Below are 24,780 nucleotides of genomic sequence, written 5' to 3'. Positions count from 1 at the left end.
CAAATCCATATGCCTGACCCATAACCTGTGGGAGCCGAGCTTGCTCGCGATGAGGCCCTGCCAGGCAACATCAATGCTGGTTGTACCACCGCCATCGCGAGCAGGCTCGCTCCCACAGGGTCTGTGTGTGGGACGCGGATCTGGTGTTCACCGCCAATCAAATGTGGGAGTGAGCCTGCTCGCGATGAGGCCCTGTCAGGCGATATCAATGCTGGATGTACCGCCGCCATCGCGAGCAGGCTGCCCCCACAATGGATGTTAGAACTCCAGCGTGCTCGACAACGTCACCTGCCGCGAATCCCCCATCGACACGAAGAACCGGCTCGCCGCTGAGGTGTAGTAGGTGCGATCAAACAGGTTCTTCACGTTGAGCTGAAACTTGACCTTCTGCCCTTCGACCCGGGTGTCGTAGGTGGCGAAGACATCGGCCACGGTGTAGCTCGGCAAGTCGAAATCATTCACCGCGTTACCTGCTCGCTCCCCGACGTACCGCGCGCCCGCCCCCACCCTCAACTGATCGCCACCGACAATCGTGCCGAAGTCATACACGGCCGACAGCGAGCCGCTGTTTTTCGCCACGTTTTGCAGTTTTTTACCTTTGTAGGTCGGGTCTTCGGTCACTTCAGCATCGGTGTACGCATAACTGCCGATCATGCTCCAGCGGTCGCTGAGCTGACCGCTCAGGTCCAGTTCCAGACCACGGGAGCGCACTTCGCCGGCGGCGCTGTAAATCGTCACGGGGCCTTCGGAATTGGCCACCAGCACGTTGCGCTTCTTGATGTCGAACAATGCGATGTTGCCGGTGACACGCCCTGGCATATCCAGCTTGGCGCCCACTTCCCACGACTTGGCCTCTTCCGGCGCGATGCTGCCGTCGAGTACGGTACTGCTGCCACTCAGGGGGGCGATGGTCGAGTTGGGTTTGAAGGATTCGGTGTAGCTGCCATAAAACGACAACGCGTCGGTGTAGCGGTACACCAGGCCGGCGCGCGGCACCCATTTCTGACCGTTGCTGTCGGTATTGGCCTGGAACGGCACGCCTTTGCCAGCGTACTGGTCGTATTCCTGAAAGCGCGCGCCGCCGACCAGAATCCACTGATCGGTGAGGTGAATCGAGTCCTGCAGGAACACCGAATCGCTGCGCAGCAGATCGGTCTGCGCACTGTCCGCGGGGCTGACGGTGGTGCCTTCGACTTCGCGGCCATAGACCGGATTGGTGTAGCTGAAGTTGCTCAGGCTTTTCTGGCGGATCAGGTCGGCGCGATAGATCTTGCGGTACTCATCATCGATACCGAACACCAGGTCATGCTGCATGCCGGCCACGTTGACATTGCCTTCGAGACTGGCCGTGGTGAAGCGGTCGGTACTGATCGCGTTCTGCGTGCCGTCCATGCTGCGGGTCAGCGTTCCTTTGGTGGTGTCGATAGCGGTGACACGCACCTGGCTGGCGTCGTAGGTTTCACGGTTCCAGCTGTAGCCGAAATGGGCCTTCCAGTTATCGTTGAGTTCGTGGTCGGCCTCGAAGTGATAGAGGTCCGAGCGACCTTCCATGTTGTTGAACGGTTCATCAAGGCGTCGGTCGCGGGAGATGTCCAGCGGATGATTGTCCCGTGGATCGATGACCGTGCCACGGTCGAACGGGGTGAGAAATTCGCGGTGCTCATAAGCGAACAACAGGGTGGTGCTTTCACCGAACCAGGCCAACGATGGCGCGACCAGCGTCTCGCGATGAACACCGTAGTTGCGCCAGTAATCTTCGTCCTCGTGGTCCAGCACCATGCGATACGCCAGCCCGGAATCTCCCAATGCGCCCGTGCTGTCGAAGCTGCCACCGCTGCCGTTCTTGCCATCGCCATAGGTCGAACCGCGCAGGGCCAGCGCGTTGTACTGCTCAAGCTCGGGCTTCTTGCTGACCATGTTGACCACCCCGCCCGGGTCCTGAATGCCATAGAGCAACGACGCCGGCCCCTTCAGCACTTCAACCCGATCCACCGTGGCATTGAGACCCCTTCCCTGCACCACCGGCATGCCATCGCGCATGATCGAGCCATTGCGATTGTCACCAAAGCCCCGGGTCATCACCGAGTCCTGGGTGCTGCCCAGGGTGTTGCCCTGCGTGATGCCGCTGACGTTGGCCAGTGCGTCATCCAGATTACGCGGCGCCTGATCGCGAATGACCTGGGCCGGGATCACGTTGACGGTCTGGGGGATTTCCTGGAGCAAGGCGGAGGACCGCATGACCGAACTGGTCGGCGGGGGCTGATAGCTCTGGGATTGATCCATCACTGAGGTGATGGTGGTCGCTCCCAGGTTCAACGCGCCATCGGTGGGCAGGGGTTCGAGGGCCAGGGTGTGAGCGTCGGTTCGACGGAAGGTGAAACCCGATTGGCTGAGCAAACGCTGCATCGCCTGTTCGGCGCTCATCTGCCCGTTCACGGCGGGTGCGGTGATGCCGTACGGCGCTTCATCGGTGTAGACCACGCTGATGCCAGTGAACTTGCTGAAGTCGCTCAGGGCCTGAGGCAGCGGTTTGGCGGTCATCGCGAAGTTGAACTGGGTTCGCTGTTGCGCCGTCCCGGTATCGGCGGCCATTGCAATGCTCAATGGCAAGAGCGCCAGTGCCGTAAAACTCAGTGCACAAGCACTCAACCATTGTTTGACCGACACCGATTTTGCCCTGGACTTCATTGCTCATGACCTGTGTAGAACGTTCGGATGCGAATGACTCGCAGTTTCAGTCACTACACGGATGGCGATCGGGTTTACCTCATCAGAATTTTGAAAATATTTTTGAAAGATCAAAAGATCGCAGCCTGCGGCAGCTCCTACAGTTTGAAAACGCGATCCCTGTAGGAGATGCCGCAGGCTGCGATCTTTTGACTTTTTTCACCGCAAAATAATCAATCGCCCCAAAACCGCATGCTGCTCAAACCCCATCACCCCCTGCAATGAACTCAGCACGGCCAGCGGGTCTTTGCTGGGGAAACTGCCGCTGATCCGGCGCGCCGCGAGTTGATCATTGAGCAGCACGATCCGGCCGGGGTAGTAACGCCCCAGGTCCTGCACCACGTCGGCCAGCGACGCCTTGTAGTAATTGAGCCAGCCCTGACGCCAGGCCAGTTGCGCGTCGCTGTCGACCGCATGGAGTTTTTCCGCAGCACCTTCGCCATACGCCACCTGCTGGCCAGCAGTAAGGATCTGTTGTTCGGCGTTCTTCTGAGCCGTCACAGCCACCCGTCCAGACAACACCGTCACCTGGGCGCCGCGAGGTTGCAGGCGCACTTCAAACTGCGTGCCCAATACGCGCACCTCGCCCTTTTCGGCGTCGACCACAAACGGCTCACCGGTGTGCGTCACGCTGAAAAATCCGGCGCCACGACGCAGCTGGACATGCCGTTCGCCATGACTGAAATCCACCGAAATGGCGCTGTCGGCGTCCAGGGTCACCTGCGATTGATCGGCCAGGGTCACGGTGCGAATTTCCCCCGGTGCCGAGACATAGTCCGCCCCCAGATCATCCAGCCAGTGCGATGGCTGCCATCCCGCGCCGATGCCGATCATCAGCATCAGGCACGCCGCCATCGCCAACGCCCCGGACCAACGCCGAACGCGGGTCTGGCGTGAACGGTTCATGGCATTCAGGTAACCCTGCAGGGCCAACGCGTCCTCATTGGCCAGGGTGCGCGCAGGCGCTTCGCTCAATTCCCAGACCACTTGCGCTTGGGCGTATGCCTCGGCGTGGGCCGGGTCGGCTTGCAGCCAATGACTGAAGGTAACTTGATCACCGCTGCTGGGTTGGTCATGCAACAGGCTCAGCCAGGCGAATGCTTCCTGCTCCTGAGCGGGCGTCGGGGTGACGCGTTCTTTACGGTTCACGGTGCTTTCCCTGGCGTGCGCGGTTCGGGTTCCCGCAGGCTGGCCTTGCAGGCTTCGAGGGCGCGCATCATATGTTTTTCAACGGCGCTTTGGGACAACCCCATCGCCTTGGCGATCTCGGCGTATTTGCGGCCGTGGATACGGTTGAGCAAAAAGATCTGCCGTGTACGCTCAGGCAACGCTCGCAACGCGGCCTCGACATGACGCAGATCGTTGCCGGCCTCAAGCGCCGCTTGCGGTTCACTGCCGCGACTTTCCGGTTGCTCCGGCAGCCATCCTTCGTTTACCCGCACTCGCGCGCCTTCACTGCGCAAATGATCGATGGCAATGTTGCCAGCGCACCGCAGCAGATAGGTGCTGAGCTCTTCGACCTGCACCAGCGGTCGGCGCCAGAAGCGCAAGAACAGATCCTGCACCAGGTCCGCTGCGGTTGCCCGACAACCCACACGACGACTCACCAACGCTTCCATCTGCGATCGCTGGGAAAGGAACACCTGCAGGAAATGCGCACGTCCCCCACGGGCGTCGTCTTCACTGGATTCGGGCGGGGTACTGATCATCAAATCATTGCTGCGCGAGGGCTGCGACGGGGCTGGCAAGCAGGCTCAGCCCGGCCAGCGACAACGCCAGACGCGGGCGATAAGGCAGCAACAGCACCAGCACCAAGGCGCTGAGCATCAACACCGCAGACCACTCGACCAGTCCGAGCGACCAACCCGTCTTCGAGACTGCGGCCCATAATGACAGGGCCAGCAATATCCAGCCGGCGATCTTCATGCCGTGCCGACGACGGGCCGACGGCTTATGACCGAGCAGTTCGGTGTGATGCCGATCCATGGATAAACACAGCGCAGTAAAACCGCCGTAACAGAGCATCAGGGCCAGCAGCATTCAGTTCGCCTCGCGCTCAAGGGTGATCGGTTTAGCCCGCTGCCGGGTCGCGACTGGCACCTGTCCCGAGCGCTGCATTTTCCATGCAGCCCACGCCAGAAACAGGCCACTGATCAGACACACGAGATCGAACCCGGCCATCATCCAGTCACCTTGCGCCAGCGTCGCACCCAAGTGGTACGGCGTGGTCAATGCGTTGAGCAGCGGCACGGCGCAGAACAGCAACGCTGCCAGTGCCAACTGTTCGACCCAGGCACAGCGCCCCCGGCGGACCATCGCATGAATCACGCTCAGGCCCCAGACGATAAAGAAGCTGTTCACTTCCCAGTCCGCCCGGTTCGTCATCTCGACCGGTAGCAAGCGGTTGGCCCAAAAGAACGCCGCCACGGCGACCGTCAAGCCTGACATGCTGGCGATGTTCAGCACTTCAACCAATCGCAGCTCAAACGGCATCACGGCGCTTTTTGCATGTTTGAGCTGTCGTTTGCCGAGCCAGATCACCAGCCCGGTGCCGATCAGGGCCGTGCTCGCCAGACCAAAAATGAAGTACAACCAGCGCACCACTGGGCTGGCAAAACGTCCCATGTGCAAGCCATAGAAACTGCCGGCGATGGCCATCGCGACCGGCTGCTGCGGGGTGGAACCGAGCAGTTGCCCGGTAACGCCGTTGAACGTCACGGCACTGCTCACGTCATGGACCACCCGGTCCGCACCGTCACGCACCAGCACCACCGAGGCATTTGCGTCTCCCGGATTGTTCACCGTCAACCGCTGCACGCGACCGCCCGACCACTGCTCCCGAGCCCGCTCCAGTAGCGGTGCCATCGGTGCCAGCTGACCCGGTTTCCCGGCGAGCTCAGGCACGCTGGAAGCCGGGAAGACGTCATCGAAAAATGCCCGGACATCGCCCTTGTATGACGCAAGAATGCTCGCTGGCATGACCATCGACATGAAAATCACCAGGCTGCTGTAGGTGATCATCAAGTGGAACGGCAACACCAGAACACCCACCGCGTTGTGCCCGTCCAGCCACGAACGCTGGCCCTTGCGCGGGCGGAAGGTAAAGAAGTCCTTGAAGATTTTCTTGTGCGTGATGATCCCGGTGATCAGGCCGACGAACATCACCATGGCCGCAATCGTGGATAACCAGCGGCCCCAGGGGTAGGGCATTTGCAGCTGGAAATGAAAGCGATAAAAGAACTCGCCTCCCCTGGTTTCCCGGCCCTGCACTTCGGTGCCGGTTTGCGGGTCTAGGCGTTTTTCGGTGAATTGACCGCGCTCGCCTCGCTTGGCTGGCGACTGTTGCCAGCGCACCGACAGACCCGGCTCCCGGGCACTCGGCAAATCGATCAGCCAGCGCGAGGCACCCGGGGCGTACTGCTGCAGGTAGTCCTGCGCCAGGGCCAGACTGACCTCGGAGGAGACTGATCGTGCGGGTATCTCCGGTTGCATCCAGTGACTAATCTCATCCTTGAAATACGCGAGGGTGCCGGTCAGGAAAATCGCGAACAGCAACCAGCCAAAGATCAAACCCGTCCACGTATGGAGCCAGGCCATGGCCTGGCGAAATCCCTCTTTCATGATTGCCCCAACCAGTACGCCACGCCAGATATCGCCGCCAGCACCCCACTCGGTACGATTACCCCCAACCACGCCTGCCACGCACTGCGACAGGCGAAGCACCACAGCACGGCGCACAGGTACACCAGAAACGAAGTCATCATGCCGGTCACTACCGCTTCGGCGCGGGGCATGGGCAGCCACATTGTCAGGCTGACACTGGCCAACGCCGCGACGACATACCCACCCACCACGGCGGCAAGCACCCGCGAAGTAACGGCAAGTCGGTAGGAAACGGGGAGCGAGCGGGTTTTGACTTTCATGTTTCGGCCTTGAAACAGGTGGAGTTGCGTGAATGTCACGCAGCTAAACAGGCCGCAATAATAATGATAAATATTCTCATACGCAAAAGAGTCGGGCGAGAACTGACTGCCGAGGGCCGCGTAACGCACTTTTGTAGCAGCTGGCGAAGCCTGCGTCCGGCTGCGCAGCAGTCGCAAGAACAGACAGCGCGGTTATTCAGGAAGAACTTTACGACTGCTGCGCAGCCGGACGCAGGCTTCGCCAGCTGCTACATGAAGGGTCTTGGGCATAGATCGTGGATTGCACAACAAAAACGGGCCTGCATAAGCAGGCCCGTTGTCATTGGAAAAATAAAAATTAAATCAGGCTTCAGCCGTTTTGCGCAGCCTGTTCGTTCTCGAGAAACTCGTCTTCCAGCAATGCGTCTGCAGCAACCCTTTCGAACGGCACGATAGCGGCACGTGGTTTGCCCCGCAGTTTGCCGAACAAATGCTCCAGCGCATGTTCGAGTTTTTCGGCCGCACCATCGATCGCTTGCTCCAGGGTGTCGGCTTTGTGGGTTACGGAAATCGGTTGATGGCCTTTTGGCCGCGCCTCCAGCTGGCAGCGCATATCGTGGGGACCGGGCTTGTCGCCGTTCTCGTCCCGCAGGTGAACCTCGACCCGGGTCAGGTCCTCTTCATAACGTTCGAGCGTGCTCTCAATGGTAGTACGTACCCACTCCTCCAGTCGGATGCTGCTTTGAATATGGTTATCACTGTTGACTTGGATTTGCATAGTTCATCCCTTATTTCAGCTAGCTCGCGAGAGGCCGTTCGGCTAGCCCTTTGGCGTCATCACCGTGACCTCTTACTTACACAATCGGTCTGCACGCAGAACATTTCAACCCCTAAAAAAAGATAATTTTTCATTCGCAAAAAAAGCCGGACAGGGAGCAAAAGCGCTGTTAAGGTCGGGAGTTGGGTCGCCCCTCTCTTTAGTCATAATTGGTCACATCTGCCGCTCACCCAGCGGGTGCAGGCTACGAAAAATCCCCGCCTCTTCCACCAGCCAGTCATGTACCGCACGCACGCCCGGATGGCTCAGCGCTCCCGGCGCATAGAGCAGCACATAGCGCTTATGATTGGGCACCGCCAAGCCAAACGGCACGATCAACGTGCCCCGCTCCAGTTCATCATTGAGCAGTGTCCGACGCGCAATCGCCACGCCCATGCCCGCAATGGCGGCTTCGATCGTCAGGTGATTGCGATTGAACGTGTGCCCGCGCCGCACATCCGCGCCCTCGAAACCGATGGCGTTGAGATAGAACTCCCATTCCGCATATTCATAACTGCCGCGCCAGGCGGTGATGTCGTGCAACAGCGGAAAGTGCAGCAAGTCTGCAGGCCCATGCAGCGGCGGGCGACCCCGCAGCAGGCCTGGAGAGCAGACCGGAAAGATCTGCTCGTCCAGCAAGGTGGTGGATAACAGTCCGGGATAACTCCCGTCATTCAGGTCGATGGCCAGATCAAAGTCGCCCTCGTGCAGCGGCACGCTGCTGTCTTCTGCTACCAGCCGCAGCTGAATGTCCGGAAAGCGCTGCTGCAGTCGCGGCAAACGCGGTGTCAGCCATTTGCTCAAAAAAGACGGAATAGAACGCACGCGCAAAATTCCGCTGATCATGCCGGCGTCCAGTCGTCGCAATTCCGCATCAATACTGCCGTACGCCTCATTGACGGTAATGGCCAATCGCTGGCCTTGCGCGCTCAATTCCACGCCACGGGCACGCCGATGAAACAGGCGAAAACCCAGACGCTCTTCCAGCTGCCGAATCTGCTGACTGACTGCACCCGGCGTGATGTGCAGCTCTTCGGCGCAGCGGGTGAACGAAAGGTGCCGGGCGGCACAGGAAAACACGTGCAGCCAGACATAGGTCTGGGCATGCAATTGACGACTCATTGTTTAGTCCTGCTAAAGGCTCGAGTAGGAAATTTCGTTGGTCACGTAGGACCGAGGTGGGCAGTATCGCCGACATTGCGCTTGTCCTACAAAAATGGCAGCGATTCCTCTTCCATTGCTTGTATAGGCTTTAGCATGGCTATCAGTGTTTTCGATCTTTTCAAAGTCGGCATCGGTCCGTCCAGCTCCCACACCGTCGGCCCCATGCGCGCTGCCGCCACCTTCGCTCAAGCACTGCTCGATCAAGGAATACTGGCAGCCGTCCGTCGGGTAGAGATTCGCCTCTACGGTTCTCTGTCAGCCACCGGCGTTGGCCATGCCACTGACCGCGCCTGCGTCATGGGGCTGATGGGTGAATGGCCGGACAGCATTGATCCGACTTCCATCGAAGACCGAATCAACACGCTGCGTCAGACCGGCGAGCTGAATCTGGCAGGCCAGGCGACCATTGCCTTCAACTGGCAGACCGATCTCCTGCTGCTCGAAGAGAGCCTGCCCTACCACCCCAACGCCATGTCCCTGACAGCCTTTGGCGAAACCGGCGAATTGTCCGAGCAGACGTACTACTCGATTGGCGGCGGTTTCATCATTGAAGCGGCTGAAGCCGAGTCAGGTATCGCGCCCTCCAGCGACGTGGTGCTGCCCTACGATTTCTCCAGCGCTGCCGAGCTGCTCAAGCTGTGCAACCAGCACGGCCTGCGTGTTTCCGAGCTGATGATGGCGAACGAACTGGCCTGGCGCAGCGAGGCCGAAATCCGTCAGGGCCTGCTGCACATCTGGTCGGTGATGCGTGAATGCGTCGAGCAAGGCATGCGTCACGAGGGCATCCTGCCGGGCGGTCTGAATGTTCCGCGTCGGGCAGCGAAACTGCACCGCAGCCTGCTGGAAATCGGCAAGCCGAATGTCATCACCTCCACCCTGTCGGCCATGGAGTGGGTCAACCTGTTCGCCCTCGCCGTCAACGAAGAGAACGCGGCCGGTGGTCGAATGGTGACAGCGCCCACCAATGGGGCGGCGGGGATCATTCCGGCGGTGCTGCACTACTACATGAAATTCAATCCCGACGCGTCCGACGATGACGTGGTTGCGTTCTTTCTGGGGGCTGCGGCGGTAGGCATTCTCTGCAAGAAAAACGCTTCGATTTCAGGCGCCGAAGTCGGCTGTCAGGGCGAAGTGGGTTCCGCCTGCGCCATGGCGGCTGCCGGGCTGGCTGACGTGCTGGGCGCGACGCCGGAACAACTGGAAAACGCCGCAGAAATCGGCCTGGAACATAACCTCGGCCTGACCTGTGACCCGGTCGGCGGGCTCGTTCAGGTGCCGTGCATCGAGCGCAACGCGATTGCCGCCGTGAAGGCGATCAATGCCACGCAAATGGCCCTGCGTGGCGACGGCAAACACTTCATTTCCCTCGACCGGGTGATCCGCACGATGCGCGATACCGGCGCCGACATGCATGACAAATACAAAGAGACTTCACGGGGCGGCCTGGCTGTTAGCTGGGTGGAGTGCTGAGGAGCATTCCCTGACCGCCTGCACCACGTGAGCCCGAGCAAGAACAATAACGAGGCCAAAACGATGACCGATGTGCGTACACCTGCTGCCGAAAATCCCGCTGTAGACATAAACCATAAGACCGCGACAGTCAGCAAAGGCTGGAGCAAACACGATACCACCTGGATGCTGGGCCTCTACGGTACGGCCATTGGCGCCGGCACGTTGTTCCTGCCGATCAACGCCGGTGTGGGTGGCTTCTGGCCGCTTTTGATTCTGGCGGTGCTGGCTTTCCCGATGACCTTTTTCGCCCATCGCGGGCTGACCCGTTTCGTGTTGTCCGGCCGCTCGGGAGACATCACTGAAGTGGTTGAAGAACACTTCGGCGTCGGTGCCGGCAAGCTGATCACCCTGCTGTACTTCTTCGCAATCTTCCCGATTCTGCTGGTGTACAGCGTGGCGCTGACCAACACCCTGAGCAGTTTCATGGAACACCAGCTGCACATCGCCCCACCGCCCCGGGCGATTCTGTCGCTGGTGTTGATCCTCGGTCTGATGGCCATCGTTCGTTGCGGCCAGGGCGTCATCGTCAAGTGCATGAGCGTACTGGTTTACCCGTTTGTGGCGGCGTTGCTGTTGCTGGGAATCAGCCTGATCCCGAACTGGAATGGCGCGTTCTTCGCCACCGCCAGTGAAGGCATGCCGATGCCGTTGTTCTTCAAGACCTTGTGGCTGGCCATTCCGGTGATGGTGTTCTCGTTCAACCATTCGCCGATCATTTCGGCGTTTGCGGTTGATCAGAAGCAGCGTTACGGCGAGCAAGCCGAAGCCAAGAGCAGCGGCATCCTGGCCATCGCCCACGCCATGATGGTCGTGACGGTGATGTTCTTCTGCTTCAGCTGCGTGCTGGCCCTTTCCCCGGCTGACCTGGCCGCTGCGAAGGCGCAGAACATCTCGATCCTGTCGTACCTCGCCAACCACTTCCAGACGCCGGTCATCGCGTATGCGGCGCCACTGATTGCGCTGGTAGCGATCACCAAATCCTTCCTCGGTCACTACATCGGTGCCAGCGAAGGCTTCCAGGGCCTGATCGTGAAAAGCCTGCGGGGTCGTGGGCGAGTGATGTCGGCGAGCTGGCTGAATCGTGCGACCGCACTGTTCATGATCCTCAGCTGCTGGGCCGTGGCGACCTTCAATCCGAGCATCCTCGGCATGATCGAAACCCTCGGCGGACCGATCATTGCGTGCCTGTTGTTCCTGATGCCGATGTACGCCATCCGCCGCGTGCCGGCCTTGCGCCAGTACTCGGGTCAGGCCTCGAACGTGTTTGTGGTGTTGATCGGCCTGATTGCACTGTCAGCGATCATTTACTCGTTCCTGCCCTGAATCGGGCAGATAAATCGCTGGCGGACGCTCGTGTCCGCCGCTTTTGTACCGTGTCCATTGTTCGACAATCTTTCCGGCATGCCGCTTGCTACAACCCTGTAGGAGCTGTCGAGTGAAACGAGGCTGCGATCTTTTGATCTTGCTTTGAAGTAATAAGATCAAAAGATCGCAGCCTCGTTTCACTCGACAGCTCCTACAGGAACAGGGAATGCCAATGGTCCGGTATTGCGAACCAACATGATCATGGCCGGTCAACAACTGCACGTTCAATCAGGCGGTGACGCATCATGGACAACCCTTTTCAGCTCATTACCGATGCCTTTGCACCGGATTATCAGATCAACCTGAGCATTCAGGGTCTGGACGGCAGCATCATGCTGACCTTGTCCAACAGTGGTCGTGTGGTGGCCAAACGGATGATCAGCGCCGAGCAGCGTAACGATCCCAAACGCCTGAAGCGTCTGGTGCAGAGCATCCAGTTTGGCATCGCCATCGAGCAAGGCCACAGTGCAATGGCGATTCTTGAAGCGATGACAGACGGCGACAATCACAACCTGCCGCCGCCCCTGATCAAAGGTCAGCCCCGCCCCGCCATGGGGATTTAAAGCTCGCCCTTCTCCACTTCAGGATGCTCGCTGGAACCCGCTCCCACCTTGCGTTGCGGGTGCTCGATCTTCACCGAAGGAAACTGCGACGAGGCGTAACGCACCACCAGGATGGCGAAGGCCAACAGCAGAATGCCGCCGCACAGGTAGATGATTCCGACGTCCGGCGGGTTGTGGTGCGAGACGTTTGAGATCAGCAACCGCGTCAGCGCCGTGATCGCCACGTAGATCAGGAAGCGCACGGGCATGTGGTTGGTCTTGAAATAAATCCCGACCATCGCCCCCAGTTCCAGGTAGATGAACAGCAGCAAAATGTCATCTATCTTGATGTGCCCTTCTTCGATCATTCCCAGAAATTCCATCACCGCGGCATACGCGGTCACTGCACCGATGGCGAACAACGCCAGGTAGTGGAACGTCTCAACGAAGAGATTGCCAAGGGATTCGGCCAGTTGATGCACGTTCTGCCGCAGCTTCTCGGCCCAATTGATTTTCACGATGTTTCTTCCTTAGGTCGGTTCGACCGGATGATGCGGGTTGGACGTGACGGTTGTTCTGCATGCAGAAAAAAGGCCAGAGGCTGTTGGGTGAGATGGCGATGGGCTGCTATTGGACACTTTTTGGGTGGATTCGAGGGCCTCATCGCGAGCAAGCTCGGCTCCCACAGGTTTTGCGCAGGTCACCTGAATTCGGTCTACATTGAAAAGCCACTACCCAAAGCGCAGGGATTCGCTTATCCTTTTCGCTGTATATAAATACAGTGGTCGAATAAGACAACTTAATGTGAAGGCATGTGAGGTGGTGAATGGCCGTCGAAGTGGTATACCGCAGCAGCCGAGATCTGGAGCGCTTGTTCATGGATAAAGCCGAAGCTGACCGTCATGACAAAATGCTCGAACTGGCCGAGTTGCTGGCCGAAGTGTTGCAAAAAGCTGTTCCGTCCCTGACCGAACAGCAAGTGGAAGAAGCCGGGATCTACATGGCGAAGAATCGCGATGTGTTCGCCAAAGCGTTCAAGAGCCAGCCGGATGCTCTTTCCGAGCTGTTGAGCGCGCCTGTTGAAGTCGTTGCACCGGTTGAAATTGCCGAAGTCGCCGAATCGGCTGAAGCCGTTACGCCGACCAAGCCTGCCAAAGCGGCCAAGACGCCGAAGTAAGCAGCGCCAGAATTGAATAGGCCCTGAGTCAGAGATGACTCAGGGCCTTTTTCATTTTGATCTTTCTATCGATACAACACCCTCTCCGCCAACTCGTTCGCCACCCGCGCCGGCGACCTTTTTTCCGCCTGGGCGTGAGCGAATACCTCGGTCAGTCGTGAACTGATTTTCGACAAGTGCGCCGTGATGGTGGTCAGCTCTTCGCCACGATGTTTGAGTGACACATAGATAAGCCCACCGGCATTGATCACATAATCCGGCGCATACAAAATGCCGCGCCGCTCCAGTTGATCCGCCACGTCCAGATGCGTCAGCTGATTGTTCGCCGAACCTGCCACCGCCGAGCAACGCAATTGCGCAACGCTGTGGCTATTGAGGACGCCACCCAGACCACACGGCGCGAGGATGTCGCAAGGTGTGCTGAGCAACGCATCGTTCGCAATCGGATGAGCACCGAGTTGCTCCATCGCCAATTGCACTTTGCCGTGGTCGATGTCGCTGACCAGCAACTCGGCGCCAGCGGCATGCAGTTGTTCTGCCAGGGCATAGCCAACGTTGCCCAGGCCCTGGATCGCCACTCGCAGGCCCTCAAGATTGTCGCTGCCCAGCCGGGCCATCGCGGTGCTGCGAATACCGGTGAACACGCCCATGGCGGCGTGCGGCGCCGGGTCGCCTGCCGAGGTGGTGCTGGTGACGTGCTGGGTTTGTTGAGCGATGCAGTCCATGTCCGCGACCGAGGTGCCGCTGTCGATGGCCGTGATGTATCGGCCGTCGAGCTGGTTGATGCAGCGGCCGAATGCTTCAAACAGCGCCGCGCGACTTTCCACGTGCACGGGGCGGACAATGACCGCGACACCACCACCCTGAGCAAGCCCCGCCAGCGCGGCTTTGTAGCTCATACCCTGGGCGAGGCGCACCGCATCCTCGACAGCGGATTCGTCGTCAGGATAGGTGAGGTAACGACAGCCGCCCAACGCTGGCCCGAGGCGACTGTTATGAATAGCAATTACCGCCTTCAACCCGGTCATCGGGTCAACGCTCAGATGCAGCGATTCAAGGCGATTGCTTTGCATGAGAGCGAACATCGTAGGGGCTCCCGAATCACGACTTGTAGTCGCCAGTATAGGCTCGCGCCCGAAATTTGCTGGAGCGCGCCGGAATAAGCGGCGCCGCCATTCAGGCTTTCGGACATAACCTGGCGAGGTACTGGACGAATGAAGGAGACGGGGCTAAAACGAGGCATTCCCCCGGAGATTTTGATGACGCCTCGCCAACGCTTTTTCGAATGCCTGCAACGATCACCGCCCGCGCTGTTCGAAGCGGCGCTGTGGATGGCCGCTGAGCATGACAAAGCAGTAAACCCCGGCTTGGTGCTGGAAGACTTCAAAGACCTGCAACAGCGGATCAGTTATGGCCTGCCGATGTTACCGGTGAGCGAGTTGGCCCAGCCGTTGTTGCGCCGTATGAATGACCTGGGATTTGCACAAGACGATTTCTCGCCCCTGCGCCCGCAAGCAGCATTGGTCGACAAAGTGCTGGAACGCCGGCGCGGGCAACCGCTGGCCCTTGGTTTGATTGCACTGGAGCTGGCCAGATGCCTGGAGATCCCCATGGTCGGGGTGAATTTCCCGGGGCATTTCCTGCTGCGCGTACCGGGCGCCGATCATCTCCTCGACCCCTGCGGCGGTCGCCGTCTGTACCCCAACGATTGCCGCGAGCTTTTGCAGCGCCAGTACGGTCCGAACATGAAACTCAGCGCCGACCACCTCGTCACCGCCGCGCCCGTCCAGATGCTGCAACGCCTGTCACGCAACCTGCGTCAGCTGCACCTGTCCCACGATGACTACATTGGTGCCCTGATCGATGCCGAACGAGTGCTGGAACTGGGAAATGCCAGCGCCGCCGATTACCTGGCCAGGGCCAGTCTCTATCAACGCCTGGACTGCCCCAACGCCGAGCGCTTCGATCTGGAGCACGCACTGATGCTCAGCGACGATCCGATTCAACGGATTCGCCTGACTGAGAGGCTCGGACATCTGCCTCCGAATTCCATCGTCCACTGATTTATCAATCCTTGGATCTCCATTTATGGCGTATCCGGCTGATTCGCGGGATGGGCCTTGATGAAAGCAGGGTGAGTCGCCGCCAGTGCCGCCACCCGGCGAATGCGTGGATACGCTTCAAGTGAAATGTTGAACCGCTCGGCCGCATACAGCTGAGGAATCAGATAACAGTCCGCCAGCCCCGGCTCGGCGTTGAAGCAGTAACCTTCCAGGCCGATCAACTGCTCCACCGTCGACAGGCCCTGGCTGATCCAGTGTCCGATCCACTCAACCACCTGCGGTTCGTTGTGGCCCGACTGCCGAAGCTTGTTGAGCACGCTGACGTTGTGCAGTGGATGCACATCGCAGCCGATCACTGCCGCGACGCCGCGCTCACGGGCACGAGCGACGAGATCCCTGGACAGCAACGGCACCTGGGGATAACGCTCCTCCAGGTACTCGATGATGGCGGGAGACTGGATCAGCAACTCACCTTCGTCCGTGCGCAAGGCCGGCACCCGGCCCTGGGGATTGATGCCCAGGTACGGCGGCTGGCGATGCTCGCCTCCTTGCGGTGCGATCAGGTTGATCGGCAGCGCCTGAAAGTCCAGGCCCTTGAGGGCCAGCGCGATCCGTACGCGGTAAGACGACGTTGAACGGTAGTAGGTATAGAGTTCCATGACCCGCCCCTCTTAGCGCGCCGGCAGCACTTTGCCGCGGCACTCGCCGAAACCGATGGAAGCGAAACCGTCACGGCGGCAACGCGCGCGCAAGATGATTTCGTCACCGTCTTCGAGGAATTTACGCACCTCGCCTGAAGCCAGTTCGATTGGTTTTTTGCCGCCTTCGGTGATTTCCAACAGGCTGCCGAACTGACCGTTCTCCGGGCCGGACAGGGTGCCCGAACCGAACAGATCACCCGCCTGCAACTGGCAGCCGTTGACGCTGTGGTGCGCGACCATCTGCGCCACGGTCCAGTACATGTGTTGAGTGTTGCTCAGGGTCAGACGGTGGGCGGGCAGGTTCTGCTCGTGCATCGTTTCGGTGAGCAGCAGTACTTCCAGTTCGATGTCGAAGCCGCCAGCCGCTTGATCGCGCGCGTCTGACAGATACGGCAGTGGCTGTGGGTCGCCTTCAGGACGCGCAGGTTGCGCACGACGGAACGGTTCGAGTGCTTCGGCCGTCACTACCCAAGGCGAGATGCTGGTGATGAAACTCTTCGACAGGAACGGGCCCAGCGGCTGGTACTCCCAGGCCTGGATATCCCGCGCGGACCAGTCGTTGAGCAGACAGAAACCGGCAATGTGATCGGCGGCGTCACCGATGGCGATCGAGTCGCCCATCTCATTGCCCTGGCCGATCCAGATACCCAGTTCCAATTCGTAATCCAGGCGTGCGCACGGGCCGAATGTCGGCTCGGTCTGACCGGCCGGCAGCGTCTGGCCTTTCGGGCGACGGACATCGGTGCCTGACGGGCGAATGGTCGAAGCACGGCCGTGGTAACCGATCGGCACGTACTTGTAATTCGGCAGCAACGGGTTGTCCGGGCGGAATAATTTACCGACGTTTTGGGCGTGCTCGATACCGACATAGAAGTCGGTGTAATCGTTGATTTTCGCCGGCAAATGCATCGTGCAGTTCGCCGCCGCTGGCAGCAGCTTTGCGCCTTGAGCTTCGATCTTGCCATGCAGGGTGCTGCCCTCTTTCAGCAGCTCCAGCAGACGTTCACGCAAGGCAACGCGTGCTTCGCGGCCCAGCTCGAAAAATGCATTCAGTTGACCGCCACGGGTGGCTTCAACCGCCGCTTTCGCGGTGCCTTCAAACAGCCCGGCATCGAGCGCCGCTTCCAGGTCGAAGATATGGTCGCCGATGGCGACACCACTGCGAGGTGCGCCGCCGTTCACGCTGAAGACGCCCAATGGCAGGTTTTGCAGCGGGAAATCGACATGACCGTTGGCGGAGGCAACCCAGCTACGAGTGATGGAAGTCTGAGTCATGGGTTATCTCCGGGTCGGGTCGAAAGTGGCGGGCAGCGAGGCCCAGCAAGCGTCGTAATGGGGTTGCAGTTGCGGGCAGTCCAGCGCGAAACGGCTCGGGCGCAGCACCTGGCTGGTTTCGAACATGAAGGCCATGGTGTTGTCGATTTTCGCCGGGGCCAACTCAGCGTTGATCGCCTTGGTGCAGGTTTCGCCATCGGGCCCATGGGCACTCATGCAGCTGTGCAGGGACGCACCGCCGGGGACGAAACCTTCCGCCTTGGCGTCGTATTCGCCTTTGATCAGGCCCATGAATTCATTCATCAGATTGCGGTGGAACCAAGGTGGACGGAACGTCTTCTCGGCCACCATCCAGCGCGGCGGGAAAATCACGAAGTCGAGATTGGCCAGACCGTGGACACTGGTGGGCGAGGTCAGGACGGTGAAAATCGATGGGTCCGGATGATCGAAGCTGACAGTGCCGATGGTGTTGAAACGGCGCAGGTCATATTTGTACGGGACATTGTTGCCATGCCAGGCCACCACGTTCAGCGGCGAATGATCGAGCTCACAGCCCCACAACTCACCGAGGAATTTCTGCACCAGCGTGGTCGGTTGCTTGATATTTTCGTAATGCGCGACCGGGGTCAGGAAATCCCGTGCGTTGGCCAGGCCGTTGCTGCCGATCGGGCCGAGGTCCGGCAGACGCAGCGGCGCGCCATGGTTCTCGGCGAGGTAGCCACGAGCTTGCGGGTCGAGCAGTTCGACACGGAATTTCAGGCCACGGGGCAACACGGCAATTTCCAGCGGCTCGAGCTCCAGCACGCCAAGTTCAGTAGCAATGCGCAGTCGCCCCTGTTCCGGTACCAGCAGCATCTCGCCGTCGGCATTGAAAAACACCCGTTCCATGGAGCGGTTGGCCCGATAACTGTAAATGCTGATGCCGGACGGTTTTTCCGCGCTCGAATTGGCGGCCATGCTTACCAGGCCGTCGATGAAATCAGTCGGCTCAGCCGGGATGTCCAGCGGGTTCCAACGCAGACGGTTAGGGGTCACTTCACCCAATGGGCCACCTGCCAGTTGCCGCTCCAGCTTGACGAACGCCGGATGGTTCGCCGACGGCTGAATGCGGTACATCCAGGTCCGGCGCGCTTCGGCGCGGGCCATGGTGAATGCCGTGCCGGAGAATAATTCGGTATAGAGACCGTAGGGGGCTTTTTGCGGGGAGTTCTGCCCGACGGGCAACGCGCCTGGCAATGCCTCGCTGCTGAACTCATTGCCGAAGCCGGACTGATAAGCCAGCGCGGGCGCCGTTGAATCGAGGTTCATGGAGCCTCCTGAACAGGGAGTAGGCCGTGGCCTGTCGCTCTATCGAAGAGGTATCGGCACGTCCGGGTTATTTTTATCGTAATTCGATTACGCATAACGTAATTTGATTGGTATTGACCGTCAAGCTATAAAGACGCCCATTCGTCCCTGGATCACACCGTCTCCCCATGACTAGCGAAAGCAACGGCAAACAGAAAGTCCGCTCGGCAGAGGTCGGAACCGACATCCTCAAAGCGCTGGCCGAGTTGTCACCCTCGACGTCATTGTCGCGCCTGGCCGAACATGTGCAGATGCCGGCGAGCAAGGTTCACCGCTATTTGCAGGCACTGATCGCCAGCGGGTTTGCCGAGCAGAACAACGCCACCAATCATTACGGTCTGGGCCGCGAAGCCTTGCGGGTGGGCTTGGCGGCACTCAACAGTATGGACGTGCTGAAAGTCGCCGCCCTGCCCCTGGCCGAATTGCGCGACGAGCTGAACGAAACCTGTTTTCTGGCGGTGTGGGGCAATCAGGGCGCAACGGTGGTGCATATCGAACCGGCGGTACGCGCCGTGACAGTGGTTACACAACTGGGTTCGGTGTTACCGCTGCTCAGCTCCTCCACAGGGCTGGTGTTTGGCGCATACCTGCCCAAACGCGAAACCCTGGATTTGCGTGAACAGGAACTGAAGAACACAAATGCCCATGCGCTGGCAGACGATCAGGTTTACGCGACGTTGTGCGAACAGATCCGCGAGCGTGGTCTGCATCATGTACATGGCTTGCTGATGCCGGGTGTCGACGCCTTGTCGGCACCGGTACTTAATGCGGTTGGGCAGGTGGTGGCTGTGTTGACCATCGTCGGCCCGGCATCGTTGTTTCATGCCGATGAAAACGGTCCCGCCGCACAGCGCCTATTGAAGGCAACACAGGCCGTGAGCTGGCGGATGGGTTATGAGCCACCCGCCAGCGGTGGTTAAATCATTGTAGAGTCACGCCAGAAGGGTCTTGTCATTTGAATCGGGCTCGGCGAGCGCCTGCTTCATCAGTTCAGTGGCGACGGCAAGATCCACCGTTTTTCCGGTGCAGGCCGAAATGGCACCCATGCAGGTATTAACATTCCCCAGCTGTCTGGCAATCGCCTTCTGCAACAGGGAGAAGCCCAAGTGGCCGATACGCATGGTGGTCAGTTCCAACATGCAATCAAGGTAGTTTGAAAACAACTGTTCATAATTGCTTTCCTGATAAGCCTCTACCCCGTCGATGACCGCTTTTGTCATCACTACGGCGCTCAGTCCAAGACCGATAGGCGCGAAAGGAATGCTGACGATGGCGACGGCCGCCACGGCCGTGTCGTATACGATTTTTCCGACAATCTCCATAAGGCTGGTGGTTTTTGCGTCAACGCCGTCGATGATCTGATTGATTTTATCCGCGTAACAACGAGAGAAATCGCTGACTCGACTATCGATTTGCAACGACGGTATAACTAATGTGCTCCCCCGCTGAATTTTATCGACGTACTCATTGACGACTTTCTGACGGGTGTATTTGGCCCGGTCACTGTAATAACGGCCGAGGCCGCCGATCTTCACCGAATCGCAAAACTCGTCTATTGGCCTGAACGATCTACCATCGGGCGATGAAGGGGTGTAGAGGAAGTCCTGCCGGGTTTCAGTCCCCATGAAGCGAAACACATAAACACCTTCGATCCGGCAACCTTTCAAATGAAAGTTATAAACACTTTGGCGCCAGGTAACCTCGGGGTCTTCATGGGTTACGGCAGGCTCCGGTTCGCGTAATTGATTAATGAGCAACTCAATCTGCTTGTATTGACTGCGATCAAGAGCACCACTGAACAGTTCCTCCAACGCCGCACGATGCATTTCATGCAATTGCACATTCACGTGCACATCGCGTTTCAATGTATAACCTGGGGCATCTTTGTCCAGGTAGCTGGACCGTAACATTGCAATGTACTGCTCACCCGGTCGCAATGTCCTCGACCAACCCGGCAGGTATTTAAGCAGCAACCCGGAAACAGGCGGATGTCCGTCCAACAACCGGATAGCCGGGAAGTTGCCTGGGTTATGGTGGGGACCATTTTCTTCGGTGATGTGATGTTCAGTGATAATGAGCTGAGACAAGGTCATCTCTTGCGAAGGCGCCAGCGCTACCATGATCAGGTCAGGGTCCACCGTTACCGCCTCACCATTTTGTGTCAGCACCTCTTCAGCGCGTTTTTTGATCAGATCATAGGCAAATTGCTCGTAACTGATCAGCGCTGCAGCGTCGCTGGCAAGGTGGGTCAAACCTTTCAGTTCGGTATTCAGCCGGGTGAAGTATCGCCGCTGGCCGACGGTTGCCGAACGATATCCTGCAGGGACAACAGCGTTCAGCTCTCCTCGAAGCCAACCGACACTCAACATAACGGCCTCGCGCAATACACCTTTTCCGCTGTTCGACCAGGTGTTGTGCTTGATGCCCAGCCAACGACTTGGCAGCTCCAGTACACGTCTCATATAGGCGTCTGTGCTGTCACGCTCAGTGGCTTGAGACTGTCCACTCAGGTAGCGGCGCCCTTCGGGTTGGGTCATCCAGCTAAACAGATGGGCGTTCAGCTGCCTGAAACTCGCAAACTCAAACCAGACCCTGCCACCCGGCGCTTCTGGCGCGTAAAGAGCGCAATAGCCTTCTTCACCTTTGGGGCCGCAATAGACAATCATGCCCCGGACCGCGGTTTCCAGAGGTCCAAGCGTCAGGTCTCCCAAGAGATATTCGCTGCCAACCTGCCCGGCATTTGTCACAGTCCTCAGACCCTCATCACTGATATGCCCCTGTAATTTCGCACTGAAGACACTCAAGTGAATGCGGCTTTCCAGCATGTGCTGCCAGGCCTGAAGTACCGCCTCGTCGGTGTATTTTTTCTCGAACTTTTCAGCGTACAGCGCGCGCATGCTTGCATCGCCCATCGCGTCGAGAACATCGTCGACGCTCATGCTGGACGGAAGCATTTCCCCCTCCAGACTGATTTCCAGCGGAACGCTGGGGGCGTCATTCACATCGTTGAGCATGAATTCGGGGAGCGTCAGTCGATTGGACTGCACGACCTTCTGCTGCCCAACGAAGAAGGTATGGGCGACCTTGACGAAGATTTCATCCGGGTCGACGACTTCACCGGTCGTGAGCCTGACGACCTCTTGCGCATAGAACCGTGAGAACGCCTTAAGGGATTTGGTTTCCCCAAGCAGTTGATCCAGCGCTTCCTCCCCTGCCGCCAGCGTCTGTTCAGCTTCAAAGTAATACTGGCGATCATCTTCCCCGGCACGCTGTAGCCAATTCGGCAGCTCATGAAACCGGGTGGTGAGGGTTGGCCTCGACAGGTTGACAATCGCTTCCTGCTCTTCGCCGCGGGTCTTTTTTAATCCATTAATGTCCATGCATTTTCCTTTTGCATACGTCGCAACGAAAACCGTTACTCCAGTTAAAAGTTAATGCCGCTGCAAACAGTGATCCGATACTTGGAATGGACCGACGGTTAACTTAACGGCGCATGACTTATAAACGGAAGATCGTGCAAAGCTCAACTCAAAACATGTATGCGTTCGCGAGCAAGCAAAGTGCCTGCTTAAACTTCAAATAACAATTCCTAAAACTTTCGCTCTGGCCACCGCTTGGGTTCTACGCTCAACGCCTAACTTCCCATTGATTCGTCGAGCATGGGTTTTCACCGTGTGAAGTGAAATGAAAAGCAAGTCGGCAATTTGTTGGTTTGAGTTGCCTTGAGCGACTAAGGTGAGCACCTCTATTTCACGATGACTCAGGCAGTTCTGGGGCGAGACTATCGCATTGTGAACGTTGCCCGACTCGGGAATCCCGATGGCCTCAGGCAGCCGTGGCTGGCGCAGTTTCAAATCGCGCAAAGCTTGTTGAAGGTTACAACGCTCGACGATCGCTAATCCGTCCTGCATCGATTGCCGGGCGACTTGCGCGTTACCCGTCAGCCATGCGACCTCAGCCAGTGCCAGGAGCAGTTGCGCTTGCAGCCCGATCATCCCCCGTTGTCCAGCCCACTGCGACAACGTCTCAAGCCGCGCCAGCGGTGATTGCGCCACGCCCAGATAGACCTCAGCCAGTACCAGCAGATACTCAAGACCCGGAATCAATTCCAGCGTCGCCGGCGGGGCCTGGCGTGCATGGGGTCCGTGATAATGGCGCAGTACTCGGGTCAATGCTTCGTGAGCCAACTCCGCCCGTCCTTGCTGCAGCCAGAAATGGCAACTCAGCTGCAGCAGGACCCCGCGGTAGACCGTGTCTGGAATCCTCCGTTGTTGCATCAGGCGTTCGGCGTCGCGCAAATGGACAAATGCCTGGGCGTAATCCTGTCGATTGGCCGCCAGTTTCGCCAGACCGAGAAAGCCATACAACGCTCGCTTGTCCTGACTTCGCAGGCAAATCTGCAGGCCCGCCTCGAAATACATGGCAGCGTGTATTTCCTGGCCCTGACACAGGCTCAATCGCCCTCGATGCAGGGCAATTCGTCCCAGCAAGGGCTCGGCAAGCGGTTTTTGTGCGGCGAGCAGATCGTGCACATTGGCGAGCAGGTGTTCAGCCCTGCCCAACGCGCCCCGCTGCTCAAGCAACTGTGCGTGATCAAGCTCCAGCAACGCCTCATACACCAATGAACCTTGCGCTCGAGCGAGGCACAACGCCTCTCGGTTAAGCGCCTGCGCAACATCGAGTTCACCCCTCAGCAGGGCCTGTTGGGTTAACCCGGACAAGCACATGAGCCGGGCGGCCCAGAGCGCGGGATCCAACTCCTCCAGCGCCTCCAGAAAGTGCGTCCGGGAAGCATCCATGCGTCCCTGTAAATGCAGTAACCAACCTTGCTGTGCCTGCCAGCGCGCAATCAGTTGCCGTTGCAGAAACTCCGATGGCTGAGGCGTGAAACGCGACAACTGCGTGATGCATTCACCTGCCTGTTCGAATCGTCCGGCAAACAACAGGGCAGCGGTGATCAAACCGATGAGTTGAGGCGAGCCGAACATTAATGTCTCGCCCTGTTGCTCGTGGAGTTGCAACAGAAGCGTCACCGTCTGAGCCTCGAACACATGCGCGAAATTGAAATGCTGCAGCAGGCTGACCGCGACCTCGAATTCTTCAGCCAGCAATGCCTGCTCAAACGCGGCTTTCCAATCAAGTTCGCCGGCGAACCACTGACAGGCGCGTCGATGCCAGGAACGCCCTTCGGGCCATGGCTCTTCGCGCATCAATCGCGTCATGGGGGCGAATATCTGCAGCCAATCTGTCGAGTCTTGCCAGGGCTCGATAAAACAACCCAACTCCTGCAGGGTCTGTAAAAGCTGAATACCTTCGCCCGCGCCAAACAGATGCTCGCACAATCGGCTGTTGAATCGCGGCAGGTGCGCCAGCACCGTCCAGGTTTCCTTCAGTTCGGGTGCCAGACCGCCGAACAGTTCGTGCTCCAGGTAATCATGCAGCGTGTCCGCTCGTCCCAGCGCGACATTGCGAGTCCAATCGCATTTTTGCAGTAGGGCAATCCTGACACCGGCACACCAACCACCGCTCAGCTGAAAGACCCTGCTGGCGGCTTTTACGGCTTTCTCCGGCTCCAGGGAATGCAGCAAAAGTTCGATTTCAGACTGACTGAATGCGAGCGTGGCGGGCTCGCAATCGTACAGTTCATCATTGAGCAACAACCGGGGCCAGTTGATTTGCGGACGGCGACGACCACTGATCCACCAGGTGACCCTAGGGCTGCTGATGGCCAGTATTTGATCGAGACACTCGTCAAGTTCCGCACAGCGAGTGCGGCAATAGTCATCAAGAAACACCCAGACGGGCGTCTGCAACCGAGTCAGGGACGATAGAAAACCTGATTTATCCGACGAGGCAAGCCCCAGTACTTCTGCCAGCCGCTGGCGAAAATCGGCTGCACTCAACGCCTCTCCCGCCAACGCCAGCCAACAGACTTGAGTTCCTTCGGGCGCCCTTAAGAGGCACTCGACCAACAAGGCACTCTTGCCGCTACCGGCCGGCGCACAGCACAATTTCACCCGGGCCGTCGACGCCAGCAAAGGCTCGATCAACCGCGTGCGAGACAGGTGATGGGATGCTAATTGGGGCAAGTGTCCAGGACGGTCCAGACATGGCGTCATGGCTGTCATTGTGGTGCGCCTTTTTTATCGTTGTGGCGCCACCCTAGTCTTCTCACGAGGCCTTGTTGA

At 58.8% G+C, this 24,780-nt stretch carries 20 protein-coding genes and 1 pseudogene; 6 read left to right on the top strand and 15 right to left on the bottom strand.

Features of this window, described 5'->3' with window-relative positions:
• Positions 1-258 precede the first annotated feature (258 nt).
• The 8 genes from ACA063_RS04410 to ACA063_RS04375 form a co-directional block, all read right to left on the bottom strand.
• The gene (locus ACA063_RS04410; RefSeq protein ID WP_497664907.1) at positions 259-2,688 is read right to left on the bottom strand and encodes a TonB-dependent siderophore receptor; all 2,430 of its coding nucleotides are present in this window, start codon (positions 2,686-2,688) and stop codon (positions 259-261) included.
• Between the two features lie 198 nt (positions 2,689-2,886).
• The gene (locus ACA063_RS04405) at positions 2,887-3,876 is read right to left on the bottom strand and encodes a FecR family protein (protein WP_497664906.1); all 990 of its coding nucleotides are present in this window, start codon (positions 3,874-3,876) and stop codon (positions 2,887-2,889) included.
• Positions 3,873-4,436 (bottom strand): RNA polymerase sigma factor, encoded by a 564-nt coding sequence (locus tag ACA063_RS04400; RefSeq protein WP_497664905.1) that lies wholly within the window; start codon positions 4,434-4,436, stop codon positions 3,873-3,875. Before ACA063_RS04400 ends, ACA063_RS04405 begins: the two co-directional genes overlap by 4 nt.
• A 4-nt stretch (positions 4,437-4,440) precedes the next feature.
• The gene (locus tag ACA063_RS04395) at positions 4,441-4,767 is read right to left on the bottom strand and encodes a DUF3325 domain-containing protein (protein ID WP_162437295.1); all 327 of its coding nucleotides are present in this window, start codon (positions 4,765-4,767) and stop codon (positions 4,441-4,443) included.
• Positions 4,768-6,348 carry a PepSY-associated TM helix domain-containing protein gene (locus ACA063_RS04390; protein ID WP_497664904.1) on the bottom strand — a complete coding sequence of 527 codons (1,581 nt, stop codon included), beginning with the start codon at positions 6,346-6,348 and terminating at the stop codon, positions 4,768-4,770.
• Positions 6,345-6,650, bottom strand: coding sequence for a DUF3649 domain-containing protein (locus ACA063_RS04385; RefSeq protein WP_497664903.1), 306 nt, complete (start codon positions 6,648-6,650; stop codon positions 6,345-6,347). The genes ACA063_RS04390 and ACA063_RS04385 overlap by 4 nt, the downstream gene beginning before the upstream one ends.
• Before the next feature lie 349 nt (positions 6,651-6,999).
• Positions 7,000-7,407, bottom strand: coding sequence for an HPF/RaiA family ribosome-associated protein (locus ACA063_RS04380; protein WP_149657528.1), 408 nt, complete (start codon positions 7,405-7,407; stop codon positions 7,000-7,002).
• Positions 7,408-7,620: 213 nt separating this feature from the next.
• Positions 7,621-8,568, bottom strand: coding sequence for a LysR substrate-binding domain-containing protein (locus tag ACA063_RS04375; RefSeq protein ID WP_162437292.1), 948 nt, complete (start codon positions 8,566-8,568; stop codon positions 7,621-7,623).
• A gap of 135 nt (positions 8,569-8,703) precedes the next feature.
• On the opposite strand from ACA063_RS04375, the gene ACA063_RS04370 reads away from it, so the two are divergent.
• From ACA063_RS04370 to ACA063_RS04360, 3 genes are all read left to right on the top strand, one after another.
• The gene (locus ACA063_RS04370; protein WP_194691364.1) at positions 8,704-10,080 is read left to right on the top strand and encodes an L-serine ammonia-lyase; all 1,377 of its coding nucleotides are present in this window, start codon (positions 8,704-8,706) and stop codon (positions 10,078-10,080) included.
• Between the two features lie 63 nt (positions 10,081-10,143).
• Positions 10,144-11,445 (top strand): HAAAP family serine/threonine permease, encoded by a 1,302-nt coding sequence (locus ACA063_RS04365; protein WP_497664902.1) that lies wholly within the window; start codon positions 10,144-10,146, stop codon positions 11,443-11,445.
• Between the two features lie 287 nt (positions 11,446-11,732).
• On the top strand, positions 11,733-12,050 hold the full coding sequence (locus ACA063_RS04360; protein WP_497664901.1) for a DUF3509 domain-containing protein: 318 nt from the start codon (positions 11,733-11,735) through the stop codon (positions 12,048-12,050).
• On the opposite strand, the gene ACA063_RS04355 is transcribed toward ACA063_RS04360, so the two are convergent.
• Positions 12,047-12,547, bottom strand: a complete 501-nt coding sequence (locus tag ACA063_RS04355) for a phosphate-starvation-inducible protein PsiE (protein ID WP_497664900.1) — start codon at positions 12,545-12,547, stop codon at positions 12,047-12,049. The genes ACA063_RS04360 and ACA063_RS04355 overlap by 4 nt on opposite strands.
• A gap of 308 nt (positions 12,548-12,855) precedes the next feature.
• Between ACA063_RS04355 and ACA063_RS04350 the strand changes: the two are divergent.
• Positions 12,856-13,095: pseudogene (locus tag ACA063_RS04350) on the top strand (YebG family protein); the annotation flags it as partial.
• 176 nt (positions 13,096-13,271) lie between these two features.
• On the opposite strand, the gene ACA063_RS04345 reads toward ACA063_RS04350, so the two are convergent.
• The gene (locus ACA063_RS04345) at positions 13,272-14,291 is read right to left on the bottom strand and encodes a Glu/Leu/Phe/Val dehydrogenase family protein (protein ID WP_497664899.1); all 1,020 of its coding nucleotides are present in this window, start codon (positions 14,289-14,291) and stop codon (positions 13,272-13,274) included.
• Between the two features lie 174 nt (positions 14,292-14,465).
• Here ACA063_RS04345 and ACA063_RS04340 point away from each other — a divergent pair, with 174 nt between their 5' ends.
• Complete coding sequence (locus tag ACA063_RS04340) at positions 14,466-15,269, top strand: SirB1 family protein (RefSeq protein ID WP_497664898.1); 804 nt, start codon at positions 14,466-14,468, stop codon at positions 15,267-15,269.
• A 23-nt stretch (positions 15,270-15,292) separates the two neighbouring features.
• Here ACA063_RS04340 and maiA read toward each other — a convergent pair whose 3' ends face one another.
• The 3 genes from maiA to hmgA are packed head-to-tail and all read right to left on the bottom strand — an operon-like array spanning position 15,293 to position 18,553.
• Positions 15,293-15,928, bottom strand: coding sequence for a maleylacetoacetate isomerase (gene maiA / locus ACA063_RS04335; RefSeq protein ID WP_497664897.1), 636 nt, complete (start codon positions 15,926-15,928; stop codon positions 15,293-15,295).
• Between the two features lie 12 nt (positions 15,929-15,940).
• Positions 15,941-17,245: a fumarylacetoacetase gene (fahA, locus tag ACA063_RS04330; protein WP_497664896.1), complete on the bottom strand. Its 1,305-nt coding sequence runs from the start codon at positions 17,243-17,245 to the stop codon at positions 15,941-15,943.
• Between the two features lie 3 nt (positions 17,246-17,248).
• A complete protein-coding gene (gene hmgA / locus ACA063_RS04325; RefSeq protein WP_497664895.1) occupies positions 17,249-18,553 on the bottom strand; it encodes a homogentisate 1,2-dioxygenase in 1,305 nt (434 codons plus the stop codon).
• 167 nt (positions 18,554-18,720) lie between these two features.
• Here hmgA and ACA063_RS04320 point away from each other — a divergent pair, with 167 nt between their 5' ends.
• A complete protein-coding gene (locus tag ACA063_RS04320; protein ID WP_497664894.1) occupies positions 18,721-19,512 on the top strand; it encodes an IclR family transcriptional regulator in 792 nt (263 codons plus the stop codon).
• A 12-nt stretch (positions 19,513-19,524) separates the two neighbouring features.
• Here the strand turns inward: ACA063_RS04320 and ACA063_RS04315 are convergent, their stop codons facing one another.
• Together ACA063_RS04315 and ACA063_RS04310 are read right to left on the bottom strand one after the other, a co-directional pair.
• Entirely contained in the window at positions 19,525-21,972 is a 2,448-nt protein-coding gene (locus ACA063_RS04315) for a dermonecrotic toxin domain-containing protein (RefSeq protein ID WP_497664893.1), read from the bottom strand.
• A gap of 195 nt (positions 21,973-22,167) precedes the next feature.
• The gene (locus tag ACA063_RS04310) at positions 22,168-24,720 is read right to left on the bottom strand and encodes a LuxR C-terminal-related transcriptional regulator (RefSeq protein ID WP_497664892.1); all 2,553 of its coding nucleotides are present in this window, start codon (positions 24,718-24,720) and stop codon (positions 22,168-22,170) included.
• Positions 24,721-24,780: the final 60 nt, after the last annotated feature.

The organism is Pseudomonas sp. LBUM1643 (assembly GCF_059716215.1).
This window is presented reverse-complemented; position numbering and strand designations above follow the sequence as displayed.

Coding starts and splice junctions, on each gene's coding strand:
- ACA063_RS04410 (WP_497664907.1), bottom strand. CDS start 2,688: ATGAAGTCCAGGGCAAAATCGGTGTCGGTCAAACAATGGTTGAGTGCT.
- ACA063_RS04400 (WP_497664905.1), bottom strand. CDS start 4,436: ATGATCAGTACCCCGCCCGAATCCAGTGAAGACGACGCCCGTGGGGGA.
- ACA063_RS04395 (WP_162437295.1), bottom strand. CDS start 4,767: ATGCTGCTGGCCCTGATGCTCTGTTACGGCGGTTTTACTGCGCTGTGT.
- ACA063_RS04390 (WP_497664904.1), bottom strand. CDS start 6,348: ATGAAAGAGGGATTTCGCCAGGCCATGGCCTGGCTCCATACGTGGACG.
- ACA063_RS04385 (WP_497664903.1), bottom strand. CDS start 6,650: ATGAAAGTCAAAACCCGCTCGCTCCCCGTTTCCTACCGACTTGCCGTT.
- ACA063_RS04380 (WP_149657528.1), bottom strand. CDS start 7,407: ATGCAAATCCAAGTCAACAGTGATAACCATATTCAAAGCAGCATCCGA.
- ACA063_RS04375 (WP_162437292.1), bottom strand. CDS start 8,568: ATGAGTCGTCAATTGCATGCCCAGACCTATGTCTGGCTGCACGTGTTT.
- ACA063_RS04370 (WP_194691364.1), top strand. CDS start 8,704: ATGGCTATCAGTGTTTTCGATCTTTTCAAAGTCGGCATCGGTCCGTCC.
- ACA063_RS04365 (WP_497664902.1), top strand. CDS start 10,144: ATGACCGATGTGCGTACACCTGCTGCCGAAAATCCCGCTGTAGACATA.
- ACA063_RS04360 (WP_497664901.1), top strand. CDS start 11,733: ATGGACAACCCTTTTCAGCTCATTACCGATGCCTTTGCACCGGATTAT.
- ACA063_RS04345 (WP_497664899.1), bottom strand. CDS start 14,291: ATGTTCGCTCTCATGCAAAGCAATCGCCTTGAATCGCTGCATCTGAGC.
- ACA063_RS04340 (WP_497664898.1), top strand. CDS start 14,466: ATGACGCCTCGCCAACGCTTTTTCGAATGCCTGCAACGATCACCGCCC.
- maiA (WP_497664897.1), bottom strand. CDS start 15,928: ATGGAACTCTATACCTACTACCGTTCAACGTCGTCTTACCGCGTACGG.
- fahA (WP_497664896.1), bottom strand. CDS start 17,245: ATGACTCAGACTTCCATCACTCGTAGCTGGGTTGCCTCCGCCAACGGT.
- hmgA (WP_497664895.1), bottom strand. CDS start 18,553: ATGAACCTCGATTCAACGGCGCCCGCGCTGGCTTATCAGTCCGGCTTC.
- ACA063_RS04320 (WP_497664894.1), top strand. CDS start 18,721: ATGACTAGCGAAAGCAACGGCAAACAGAAAGTCCGCTCGGCAGAGGTC.
- ACA063_RS04315 (WP_497664893.1), bottom strand. CDS start 21,972: ATGGACATTAATGGATTAAAAAAGACCCGCGGCGAAGAGCAGGAAGCG.
- ACA063_RS04310 (WP_497664892.1), bottom strand. CDS start 24,720: ATGACAGCCATGACGCCATGTCTGGACCGTCCTGGACACTTGCCCCAA.